Genomic DNA, 13,182 nt, shown 5'->3' with positions numbered 1-13,182 from the left:
ACCTGTAGTTTAATTGAGACTTTTTCAACTGTCTTTCTTATAGGGTACATTTCACTTGCCAGGAAGGTGACTTTTCTATAAAAATACATAACCTTCCCTAAAACGATCATTTAATAGACAATGTTAATGGTATAATAGTCATAAAAACAGAAAATTCAAAGATGACAGCGCTTGTGCATCTTTACACTGAAAGGAAAGAGACTATTGATTAAACGAATAGGTGCTGTAACTGTACTGGCTGGGATGCTGGTGGGATGCTCCAACGGAACGTTCGATAAAGCAATGGAGCAGGGGAAGCTTGCGTTGGCCAATGGGGAATATGATAAGGCATTGTCATCAATCGAGCTTGCGCTAGATGAGAAACCGGATGAACAGGAAGCGATTTCGATGAAAGTGGATTTAATTGCATTCCGTTTAATGAAGAAGGATATGAAAACTGGGGACTGGGAGAGTGCGCTGAAGCAAGCGGAGGCTTTATTGCAGAAAGAAGAACTGGCAATTGGGCTGCGCCAAAAGGTAGAAGAACAGATTGATACTGTAAAGGTGAATCTGGAAACGTCTGCGAAAGTGGTGGCGCATCTAGCGGATATCGAGAAGTCTGTTAAAGCAGGCGAAATGAAAGAAGCACGGACGACGATTGAGGAGCTGCAGAAAGGGCAGGAGACTCAAATTGTTATGGATAAATTCAGTGAGCAGCTAGCCAGTCTAGAGAAACGTCTTGAAACTGAGGTGAGAAAGCAGCAAGCAACAGTAGTCACGCCTAATAAAAGTGCAGTAATCCAACAAGATGTCATTCTTACTGCGTCAGACAAGCAACAACAATATCGAAATAAATTGGATGCAATTGAGCGAGGGCTAGCTGATTTGAACTATTTGTATGTAAACGGTGTGACAGTGGATATGAAAGAGGCAGAAAGCGAGCGCTATAGGAGGTGGGATGTTGCTTTGAATGAAATTTACAGCTTGCTGAAAAAACAGCTATCCTCAAACGACATGAATCAGCTGCGGGAAAAACAACGTGAATGGATCAAATATCGAGACCAGTCGGCTGGTACAAATGCAGCGGAATTTGAGGGAGGTACATTCGAATCGCTCACCTACATTAGTACGCAGGCAGACCTGACAAAAGAGCGCTGTTATGAATTAGTGATCCATTATATGAACTGATAGGGAGTGGAGAGTAATGGGGAAAATAGATGGATTGCAGCGGCTGGATGGCAAAATAGCTACGGAAACGGATGCTAATACAAAAAAGGGATTAATAGGTGAGAAACAGATCCTTCTAATGTTGGAAAAACAGCTGCCGACTGATGCACATATTATCCATGATCCCGCATTACTTCATTTTGAAGCAGATATCTTAGTGGTAGAGGAAAAGTTAGGATTCATATTCATTGAGGTAAAGACTTGGAGTGAACAATTTGTAGAACATTTTCATCCTAATGGTAAGGTTTCGGTCAAAGCAGGTGAACATTATCCATTGAAACAAGCTGAAAACTATCGGGAGGAATTGAAGTGTATTCTTGATTCGATGGTTGAGAATAAAAAGGGTGTACACAAGTTAATCACATCAGTTGTCGTTTTTAATACATTTGCAATAGGAACATTTCTGAATCGGCCTGAAGTGAAATTATGGTCAGCAGATATGAAGGATATATATTTCAGAATGCATTATTTCTATACAGAACAGCCGGTAGATTTCTATAAATGGCTGTTGAAGTCAAGGAAGTTTCCTAAATTAAAAGTATCTTACTGTTATTCAGAGGAAAAGCTGTGTCAGATCATTAAGACTTTGGCCCACTCAGAACATACTGAGAATGCGCAGAAAGAAGCCGGGAATAACATTGCAAAACGATTTGCATCCATGGAAAGACAAAGAGTACTGGATGAGCCCGGAATCAGGTCGTTGGATAAGGAAGGTTTTAGAAGCAAACCGACAGAACAGCAGACCTTGGGAATCGTCAACAAGAAAATTTGGTCAGCTGCCGGGCTGCTCATTGCATCAGTGATAATCGCCTTTCTTATCGTAACAAGAGGGAATCATGGAAGTGTAGAATATAGCTACGAAGATGATTACGCTTATACAAAAGTTACTATGGATGACAGTCAAGATACAGCAAAGAATGAGGATAATAATTTACCAGCAGATGCTCCCATACAAGATGCTTACAATTATTATATTTTAGCTGACAGCCAGTATGATAAATTAACCGAAAGTCAGCTATACGGACTCACACAGTCAGACTTACGGCTAGCACGCAACGAAATCTACGCACGCCACGGTTACATCTTCAAATCACTTGATTTGGACTACTATTTTAATTCCCAAGCTTGGTATACAATAAATCCGAATTATGATGGTGAACTGACTGATGTTGAACTATACAATGTAGAAGTTATCCATTCGCTTGAATAACAGTTGTTCAGGGCATAATTTTGGCACCTGTGCGTCACACAAAGACAAAAAATTCGCGCAACTGAATGAACATACAGAAAAAGCAGACATCTGCTAATATGTCTACTTTCCAATCCATTATTATACAATGTAGTGAATAACTTGATTAGTGTCACGCACAGGTACCTGAGATTTAAGGTTAAAGCGATGCCTATCGAAGCACCATCTGATGACGAAATTGAAGCGATTAGACAAGGTAGAGAAGGCTATGCGAATGGTGAATTTCATAGAAATGCAACCATCGATGAGCTGAGAACAGGATTCCAAATAGTGAACGAAATGATAATGAATCGAAAAGAATTCAATGAAGTATTTGAAGTAAATGTATCGGAAGAAAGATGGGTAGCTTTAAAAATGTACTTGAGAGACTTGAATCAACCAGACAATATGCCGACTGCAGATGAAATTGAGATTTTTAGGTTACACGATATAGAGAAGAACAGTCCAGATTATGTGACGTATTCACTTGAAGAGGTAATGAAATGTTATATTGATGATTGTGAAGAGGTTAGTGTGGCAAAAGTGAACAGAGAAGACTTGCTTCAATCTATAGATTGTATGTCTGCTGAACATTTAAAACTAGTAAGCGACTATGTTATGAAACTAAGTGAGGATGAAGGAGTAGACATAGACGCCAAATGACCAAAAGATGAAGTAGCTATTCCTAAGATTAAGGGGAGTAGCTACTTTATTTTTTGATGCGATTGGATTTGTGATGAAGGTTCATAAGATTACACATTTGGATAGAAGTATACTGAATTAATATTGGCTACCAAATATCTGTCGCTATGTTGTGACTGCCTGGTTTCATTGGTATGATTGAGGTAGGAATGTTGACTCAGCTAGGGAGATTTATAACGTACTAAACAAATTGAAAGAAAACGAAATGAATGGCAGTTGCATATATCTGTTTTGAAGAGGAATTATGGTTGATGGCGAACAAGCTACGCTGCAGCATTTATGCCTAAGAATTTAAGAACGTGGTACAAGGATTATTGTTTTTATAATATGTATGTGACTCATTCGGAGAGAAGTTTTTAGAGTTACAAGAAGACGTTCAAAAAATTTATTACATTATAAATCGGGTGATTAGATGAACTTAAACCACATTGAAAAATTGCAGCAAATACTTCCAGATATAAATAAATGGTATTTTAGACAAGTCTTCATTAACGAAGATAAAGTAGACCATACCGTGCGCGGTTTTAGTGAACAACAAAGACTTCCATATATTAATTTGAACTTGGAATTTTCACGTATCTTGAAGGATGTACCTCAAAATCGGCGTGTTTATAAAATCACAGATACTTTTTCAACACTCATTCAATCCTATCCAGAAAACACGATTTGTTTAGATTATTACGAGCTATTATTTGATCCTTCATTATCCGTAAATGCTTTTGATTTATTCAAAAGTGCCAGTCGCAATAAAACGTTAATAATCGCCTGGCGTGGCAAACTAACAGAACAAGAATTCATATATGCGGAACCCGAACATCCGGAATATACGAAATACCCCATTCATGATGCTATAGTCATCAACTAAAAGGAGAGCGTCCAAATGCAATATAAAGATTTAGTTCAATTTGAACCGATAGAATCCGTTATCCAATTAAAAGATGCCAATGACAAAGATCGCGCGTTTCAATTATTGGATACATATGTTATTTCAGAACGTATGGCTGAACAACTAAATGATCTGATTATTAACCAGCTTCAGTTTGATCGGGCTGTTGATAATAAAGGTCTGCTCATTGTCGGTAACTATGGTACAGGTAAATCTCACTTAATGAGTGTCATTTCTACGATTGCCGAACGTGAAGGTGCAAGCACTCATATTACGAATTCTTCTGTTGCAGAAAAGTCCAAAGAAATCGAAGGGAAGTTCAAAGTAATCCGCTTGGAGATTGGGGGCGTCGGTACATCCTTACGTGATATTTTAGTATCCAATATTGAAAATGGACTTGCTGAAATGGATGTCAATTTTACATTCCCTCCATTCGATCAAATTACAAATAACAAAGATGCTCTTGAAGAAATGATGGGGCTCTTCAATGAGAAATATCCTAAACATGGTCTACTGGTCGTAGTAGATGAGTTACTCGATTATTTACGCGGTCGCAAAGAGCAAGAAATCACACTGGATTTAGGCTTCTTACGTGAAATAGGTGAAATTTGTAGTAAAACGCGTCTTCGCTTTATAGCAGGTATTCAAGAAATGCTATTTGATAACCCAAGTTTCAGCTTTGTAGCTGAACCATTACGCCGTGTAAAGGAACGCTTCGAGCAAGTCCGTATCGTCCGCGAAGATATCGCACACGTTGTATCTGAACGCCTATTAAAAAAGACCGATGAACAAAAAGCATTGATTCGGGAACATCTATCTACATTCACAACGCTATATGGACGGTTGAATGAAGATATGGAATCGTACGTGAATCTTTTCCCGATTCATCCTGCCTACTTAAGTGCATTTGAAAAAGTAAATGGTATCGAAAAACGTGAAGCGCTAAAGACAATTAGCATTGAGATGAATAGCGTTCTTGAAAAGGAACTACCTGAAGGGGAGCCAGGGCTGATTTCGTATGATAGCTACTGGAAATTCATCGAGGAAGATCCTTCGTACAAATCAAATCCAGATGTTAAAGAAGTAATGGATAAAGCAAAAATACTGAAAGACCGCGTGCAAAATGCTTTGGAGAAACGCGCCTATAAACCCATCTCTTTACGCATCATTAATGCACTGTCATTATACCGTCTATCTACATCAGATATTTACGACAAAGTAGGGTTAACAGCTGAAGAATTAAGGGATGAGTTGTTTTTAACACCTCCAGGGGGAATGGATCTTTTAAGCGATTTAGAAGATGCCTCTGATTTCTTAAAAACCAATGTCGATGCGGCTGTTAAGGAAATTCAAAAAACCGTCAGTTACCAATACTTATCAGCAAACGAAGCCAATGGGCAGTATTATTTAGACCTAAAAAAAGACATTGACATCGATAGCTTGATTCAGCAAAAAGCTGAAAAGATTGAAGATGACAAATTAGATCGCTTCTATTACGATATTTTAAAACAAGCCATTACACTTGATGACAATACGTATGTATCAGGATATAAAATTTGGCGTCACAACCTACCTTGGGATGCTCGCCGTATTACACGCCAGGGATACTTGTTTTTCGGTGCACCAAATGAACGTTCAACCGCACAACCTGAACGTGATTTTTATATCTACATGTTACGCCCATATCTAAAAACACCTTTTAAAGATGAGCAAAAATCCGATGAACTATTTTTTGAACTCAATCAAAAAGACGAACATTTTACTCAGTTATTACGCTTATATGCAGCTGCAAATGACTTAAAAACGGAAACGACGTCTGCAACTAGGGGCTTGTATTCGAGAAAAATAGATAGTTACTTTAAAGAAATCAACAAATGGCTAAATGAAAATTTTGTACACTCTTTTGAAATTACGTATAAGGGGAAAAAAGGGACTGTTCTTGAATTTGGAATGTTTTTACCTTCAAACGCTACTATTCAAGAAATTATTAACATCATTTCAGAAGGTATTTTAACAGATTGGTTCGGGCAAAAATATGAAGATTACCCTGCATTCAGCAAAATCCAAGGTTCTTATTTATCAAAAGGAAATTTGGAAGCATACGTCCGGGATGCGCTTCACTATGTAAATGGAAAAGAAACGAAGCAAGGGGCAGCCATTTTAGATGGATTGGTGTTATTCGATACAGATGGTAAAGTATCAACCAAGAAATCTGGTTTTGCCCAATGGGTTTTAGATTTGTTAAAACAAAAGGGACATGGCCAAGTTATCAATCACAATGAATTAATTGAAACCAAATTTATTCGTGGGGTTGAAGACCTTCAATATACAAAGCAGTTCCATCTAGAGCCAGAATTATTCGTCGTTCTGCTTGGAGCCATGGTCTATACGGGTGCAGTGGAGGTAACAATTGAAGGGACAACGTACAATGCCTCTAATTTACAAGAGTACATTCAACTCCCTTTATCAAAATTAACTCAATTCAGCCATATAAAAAAGCCAACAGGACTTCCTGTCGCTGAGTTAAATGCCGTAGCCGATCTCTTTGATGAGCGCATCGCCAACTATGAGGACGATATGTTAAAACGCACAATTACAACCATTGCAAGTAAGGCAAACGATGCTATTCTTGACGTATTAAATATCATTCAGGTCGTTAAAAAAGGATTACCTACATGGGATGGTCCATTACTAAATACTGCTGAAGTTCAAGAGAATGTAAAGATACTTGAGGACTACAAAGAATTTTGTGAAGGTCTAAAACGATATGATACACCTGCAAAAATGCGTAATCTGAAATATGATCTTGCAACTATCGAAAAACAAAAAGAAGCTGTAACTAAACTCGCTTCTTTTGCAAAGTTAGAACTACAAATTAAAGAAATTCAACAGCGCGTAAGTTACTTGCAAATTGCCCAGCCAAACGTTGGCAGCCAAACTGAATGGTCCCTACGTGTAGACGATGCGCTGGACGAATTACAGTACGCTTTAAAACAACACCAGGACACTACCAAGGAACTGACTGCACTCGATGCATTGAAAAAAGAGTATATCCAGCTATATATTGAAGCACATGACCAATCTCGTTTAAATGCAACTGAAAACATGCTGAAAAACTCATTATTAAACGATGCACAGACCAAGGCATTAAAAGAATTGGCTGCCCATATTTCAATTTTGCCCAAAGAAGAGTTATTTAATTGGGAACGTACTGTATCCCAATTAAAGACTTGCTATCACGTATCCGAAGAAAACTTGGAACATGCACCTATGTGCCCGGAGTGTAAATTCCGTCCTATCGAAATTGCGACAAACGAAAAAGCAACGTTGAAGAAAATGCAAGAAGAGCTTCCCGCAATGCTGACAAACTGGACAGAAACATTACTGACTAACTTCAATGATCCAGCTGTGAAAGAAAACATTACACTATTAAAATCCGAACAACAACAGCTTGTGGAAGCACTCATTGCAAACCAAGCATTCACATTGCCGTTAGACATTCGTTTAATCCAAGCAATCAATGACTTGTTAAAAGGGATCCACAAAATAGAACTATCCATTTCAGATATTGAAGAAATGATGGCCAACGGACACCCATTAGCAGTAGATGAGTTACGGAAACGATTCGATGAACTTATTACAAAAACGGTTGGAACCACACCGACAAACCAAGTACGTATTATGTTAAAGAAATGAGGAGAGACACATGTCACACCACGACGAACAGCTTTCTTTCCTAGATGAACAATCTGCCGCAGACAACACACCCGTTGTCTGCTTAGGCATGACATTCGAAAGTGAAGAGACCCGTAGAGATTATTTCAGGGAAGAATTACGAAAAAAGCTACCTGAGTTAAAAAACATTGAAGGATTCCCAATTGGAGTAGACGAGGACATAATAGCACTATCAGATCCTCCATATTACACAGCATGTCCAAATCCTTGGATTAATGAGTTAATTCATTCGAACGAGATTGGTCATTTTAAAAAAGTTGGTCCTTATGCAAGTGATGTGAGTATTGGAAAAAGCGGGATGATTTACAATGCTCATAGCTATCACACTAAAGTACCGCACAAAGCAATCATGAAATATATTTTACACTATACAAATCCTGGGGATACTATCATAGATGTATTTTCTGGAACTGGAATGACTGGCGTTGCTGGTTATATGTGTGGTAATGAAAAAGAAATAACCTCGATGGGTTTCACCATAGACGAAGATGACAATATTCATTCAGATGAAGGTTCTTACAAGCTAGGGGAAAGGAAAGTTATCTTAAATGATTTATCCCCTACTGCAGCACTTATTTCATCAAATTATAATAGTTCCATTAATAAAGCGAAGTTTACAATTGAAGCTGATAGTCTTTTAAATGATTTATCCTTACACGTAGACAAATTCTTCAAGACAAAGGATATTTTAAATGGAAAAGAAATTGAAGGAGAGATTAATTATGCAGTTTGGAGTGATGATTTCATCTGCTCAGAATGTGGGATCTCTTTTAACTTTTTCGACATCGCTGTAGATAAGGATATAAAAAAGGTTAAAGATGAATTTAATTGCCCTTCCTGTAACGCACTACTAACTAAACGTAAAATTCAGCCTTTATTACTTAAAGTATATGATTCAGTTCTAGATGACATAATAGAAAAGGTTTCCCAGAAGTTAGTGCTGATTAATTACACGTACAATGGAAAAAGATATGATAAAATTCCTGATGAATATGATTTAAATTTAATCAAAGAAATAGAAAATATTGATTGGCCAAATGAAATCAAAACTGACAGAATGATTGATGGAGATGAGTCTAGACGAAATGATAAAATCGGTTTAACTCATACCCACCACTTTTTTACTGAAAGAAATTTATTTACTATTTCTTTAATCCTAGATAAAGTAAAATCAAGCGAATTTAAATCCTTATTTTTAGGGATCTTAAGAAGTAGCCTTTCTTATTCAACAAAAATGGTAAAGGTTAATATCTCAAGACTCTTAACAGATGGTGGACTATTTTCTTTCGGTTCTGTAACAGGAACATTATACGTGCCCAGTGTTAATGGAGAACGTCCAATAACTGCTGCATTTAGAAGCAAATTAAAATCTGTTATGAAAACAATCCCTCAGTCGAATAACAGCATAATAACTAATCAATCATCTATTGATCTGAGTAATATAAATTCTGAAAGTATCGATTATATCTTCATCGATCCTCCATTCGGTTCAAATTTAATGTATTCCGAGTTGAATTTTATCTGGGAATCTTTCATGGGTATATATACTGATAGTAAAACAGAGGCAATTGTAAATAATACTCAAAAGAAAAGTCTTTTTGAATATGAAAATTTAATGAATGGGGCTTTAAATGAATTATATAGGTTATTAAAGCCCGAGCGATGGATAACCATTGAATTTAGTAACTCTCAGGCAAGTATTTGGAACTCTATTCAAAACGCTCTTCAAAAAGCTGGGTTTATTATTGCTAACGTAGCTGCTTTAGATAAAAAACAAGGTAGTTTTAAAGCTGTAACATCTATGACAGCGGTCAAGCAAGACTTAGTTATCTCAGCATATAAGCCTTCAAAAGAATACATTTCTACGATACGAGAACAAACAAATACACCTGAATCGGCTTGGTCTTTTGTTACTCAGTACTTAGAACAGCTAGTAATATTTTTAGGAATAAAAGGAGAGGCATCTGTAATTCCTGAACGCACACCTCGTATCCTTTTTGATCGCATGATAGCTTATCACGTTCAAAATAACTTACCTGTACCTATCTCTTCATCCGAGTTCCAATCAGGTGTAGCACAGCGTTTCCCTATGCGAGATGGCATGGCATTTTTGGAGACGCAAGTAGCTGAGTACGATAAGAAGCGAATACTTGTTAAAGAGTTTTCTCAAATGAGTTTATTTGTTTCGGATGAAAACAGTGCGATTGAATGGATTCGTCAACAATTGATGAAGAAGCCTCAAACACGTCAAGATTTACACCCACAGTTTATGAAGGAAATTCAGCATATTGCTAAACATGAGCAATTACCTGAATTGGACTCTTTACTCCTCCAAAACTTCTTACGCTATGAAGGAGACGAAGTCGTTCCAGATCAAATTGGCAGCTACTTACGTCGAAATTATCATGATTTCCGCGGATTAGAAAATAACGACGAGAAGATGAAAGACAAAGCGCTAAATCGTTGGTATGTACCTGATCCAAATAAACAAGCGGACCTTGAAAAACTACGTGAAAAGTCGTTATTACGCGAATTTGATAGTTATGTAGAGGAGCTTGGTACACATAAAAAGAAATTAAAGCAATTCCGTACAGAAGCCATCCGAGCAGGCTTCAAAAAGGCGTGGAGTGATAAAGACTACGCGAAAATTGTTACAGTTGGTGATCGTTTACCTGAAAGTGTCATCCAGGAAGATGATAAGCTATTAATGTTTTACGACAATGCACAAATTCGTCTAGATGTGTAAAGAAAGTAGGTGATAGGGTTGAACTGGTCTGAAAAAATCGCATCTTACTTCACGGGAAACGGGCTTATATATGTTGTATCCGATGAACATAATCTGCTTGGTCAATCTAAGATACAAGACATTTTATCGCGAAAAAATTGCACGCTTCATTTTTATGAAGATCCCGTCATTTTCCGTGAATACTATGAAAGTGAATTTCGGCATCTACATCGAACTGAACGTTCAAGCTTGCTTATCGTTATTCCGAACAGTCAGTTCACCCGAGTCCCTTATGATGTATATGAACAAGCCGTTTGTGTAACGTTGTCCTTTAATAAGCTGTTTCCAAATTTAGAACCTGCCATTGTACGGCAGTGCCCTAGTTGGATGTACGAGCTAATTTATATAGCTCAGCATTCCATTGCGCAAGGGATAAATAGTCGTGAAACCACAGACTTCTTACTAAAAGATGTCTGTGGTATTCATGCATCAAGCATTTACAATGAAACCGATTTAGTGAAATCCAGCATACTCTATTATGAAAGATTCGATGAGGGGCTTTCTCGCTTTTTGTTTGAGCGTTTAGAAAGATTACTCACGATGCCACCAAAACAACTTTCACCGGCTGGTGTAACGATTTTCCAATCTAAGAAAGAATTTCATCACTTTTTTAATAAAAAGTGGCAACAATATATCCATCATTTTGTTCACCAGGCCAATAAACAAGTCGCGGAAAGTTACGAGTCCTATAGTTTTAATTTGTTCCATGATCCTTTTGTACAGCACTATATTGACACATATATTGAGCCCGTTGTAGTTACAAACGATATTCGATTTGAACCGTGGATGCTACCCGGACTACTTATACAAGAAGAAAAGGTTTCTAGTGAATCTTCTCCATTCAAAGAAGAATATACGGGCTTTGAACGGAATGATTGGTTACGTTTCGCTAATGAGATTGGGTTACTTCAACAGCAACACTTAAAAATGGGGAAGTATCACGAAAGTTTTCAAGCCAACGTCGCAAAAGCAAACGAAGTATTTAAACAGTGGATGCTAGAAAACTTTAAGCAGCTTCGTTCTTTACCTGTCGTACCTAAACCTAAAATGGTTCATCAAATCCCACATTATTTAGCACGACAAGCTGATAAAAAGATTGCGCTAATTGTGTTAGATGGTATGAGTTTCACGCAATGGCACCTCATTAAAAATCATCTTCATTCAACAGCCTGGAACTTTGAAGAAGATGCCGTGTTTGCGTGGGTTCCCAGTGTAACCTCTGTTTCTAGACAAGCTTTATTTTCTGGCTATGAACCTCGTTTTTTTGCAAAAACCATTACGAGTACGCATAAGGAAAAAGCTTTATGGACAGCATTTTGGGAAGAACAAGGATTTTCAAAACAAAATATTGCTTTTGAAAAATCTCTAGGCTTGAACACGTATAACCAGGAAGACCTAGCCTATCAGTTTTCCCCTTCTATCCGTATTTACGGTGCTGTCATTGATGTTATTGATCAATTCATGCACGGTGCTGCACAAGGCCTTCAAACTGTTCAGTCAGAATTGAATACCTGGTTGCATTCACAGTATTTAACCACGTTTTTAGAAGATTTAATGAATTCTGGATTTGAAGTCTACCTCACTGCAGATCATGGAAATGTGGAATGTATCGGTAGAGGACGCATTGGACAAGGTGTTACTGTTGAATCTAAAGGCGAGCGCGTTCGAATATACAACTCACTCAATATAAGAAATCATACGGTGAATGAACAGCAGGATACGATGATTTGGGATGACACCAGTTTACCAAGTGATTACCACATCTTATTAGCAGAAAAAAACGGTGCTTTTGTGCCTAAGAATCAAAAAAATGTTTCGCATGGTGGCATTCATATCGAAGAAATGATTGTGCCATTCATCAAAGTTAGTAGATAGGAAGTGGGTATATGTAATGAAAGCAGTAGGTTTTGATCAAAAAATTCAACTCGCATATTTGGATACTACAGCGAATCTCATACGACGTTATCCAGATAAAAAAGACATGTACACACGGCTAGATGAAGAATTACTTAGCGCTATAAAAGGTGATAAATCTAGAAAAAATGCCATTACAATGTTAATGAAAACTTGGAGTTTAGTGGAGCCCTCCATTCATGATATCCATGAAAAATTGGTTGCAGAATATCCCTATTTAAATGCAACAGAAAAGAAGTTTGTTCATTATTGTTTGGTTAGCATTGCATATCCTTATTTTAGGGAACAAATGATATTTGTAGGAAAGAACTTAAAAATGGCTGATGAGGTACATAGCCGAACGGTTGTTTCTCAAATGAAAAATCTTTATGGGGATCGCCGGCGTGTGGAAGTAGCAACAGGTGCCGTTTTTTCATCTGCAAAAGAGTGGGGTATTTTAAGGATGATTAAATCAGGTGTTTACGAAAAAGAATTGTTTGAACTATCACTGGAGCATCCGTTATTACAATCTTTACAGTTAGAAGTTTTCATGATTCATTATGAAACGAACACTATTTCGATGGAAGTAGTAAATAATAGTGCAATCTTCTTCCCCTTCGATTACCATGTACGTATAGGGGATTTAGATCAGGAACGTTTTACAGTCATTAGAACCATTCGAGATACGGTAATAGAGAGAAACCCTACAATCCCCTACTCTTTTGAGTGAGGGATTTTTTTGGAGGT

General features: G+C 37.4%; 8 protein-coding genes. All 8 read left to right on the top strand.

The features are described 5' to 3' along the window. Positions 1-204 precede the first annotated feature (204 nt). The 8 genes from AC25Y6_RS09820 to AC25Y6_RS09785 all read left to right on the top strand — a co-directional run bounded on the left by AC25Y6_RS09820 (position 205) and on the right by AC25Y6_RS09785 (position 13,165). A complete protein-coding gene (locus tag AC25Y6_RS09820) occupies positions 205-1,167 on the top strand; it encodes a lysozyme inhibitor LprI family protein (RefSeq protein ID WP_488142869.1) in 963 nt (320 codons plus the stop codon). A 16-nt stretch (positions 1,168-1,183) separates the two neighbouring features. Then, the gene (locus AC25Y6_RS09815; RefSeq protein WP_488142868.1) at positions 1,184-2,416 is read left to right on the top strand and encodes a YARHG domain-containing protein; all 1,233 of its coding nucleotides are present in this window, start codon (positions 1,184-1,186) and stop codon (positions 2,414-2,416) included. Positions 2,417-2,548: 132 nt separating this feature from the next. After that, positions 2,549-3,097 (top strand): hypothetical protein, encoded by a 549-nt coding sequence (locus tag AC25Y6_RS09810; protein WP_488142867.1) that lies wholly within the window; start codon positions 2,549-2,551, stop codon positions 3,095-3,097. 451 nt (positions 3,098-3,548) lie between these two features. Beyond that, a complete protein-coding gene (gene brxF, locus AC25Y6_RS09805) occupies positions 3,549-4,001 on the top strand; it encodes a BREX-3 system P-loop-containing protein BrxF (RefSeq protein ID WP_488142866.1) in 453 nt (150 codons plus the stop codon). Between the two features lie 15 nt (positions 4,002-4,016). Then, a complete protein-coding gene (locus AC25Y6_RS09800) occupies positions 4,017-7,718 on the top strand; it encodes a DUF6079 family protein (RefSeq protein WP_488142865.1) in 3,702 nt (1,233 codons plus the stop codon). A gap of 10 nt (positions 7,719-7,728) precedes the next feature. Continuing rightward, entirely contained in the window at positions 7,729-10,503 is a 2,775-nt protein-coding gene (locus AC25Y6_RS09795; RefSeq protein ID WP_488142864.1) for a DNA methyltransferase, read from the top strand. 18 nt (positions 10,504-10,521) lie between these two features. Next, complete coding sequence (pglZ, locus tag AC25Y6_RS09790) at positions 10,522-12,417, top strand: BREX-3 system phosphatase PglZ (protein WP_488142863.1); 1,896 nt, start codon at positions 10,522-10,524, stop codon at positions 12,415-12,417. A gap of 16 nt (positions 12,418-12,433) precedes the next feature. After that, a complete protein-coding gene (locus tag AC25Y6_RS09785; RefSeq protein WP_488142862.1) occupies positions 12,434-13,165 on the top strand; it encodes a hypothetical protein in 732 nt (243 codons plus the stop codon). Positions 13,166-13,182 lie beyond the last annotated feature (17 nt).

Source organism: Sporosarcina sp. Y1004 (assembly GCF_057669665.1).
Note: the sequence above shows the minus strand (reverse complement) of the source record. Positions and strands in the feature narration are given on the sequence as shown.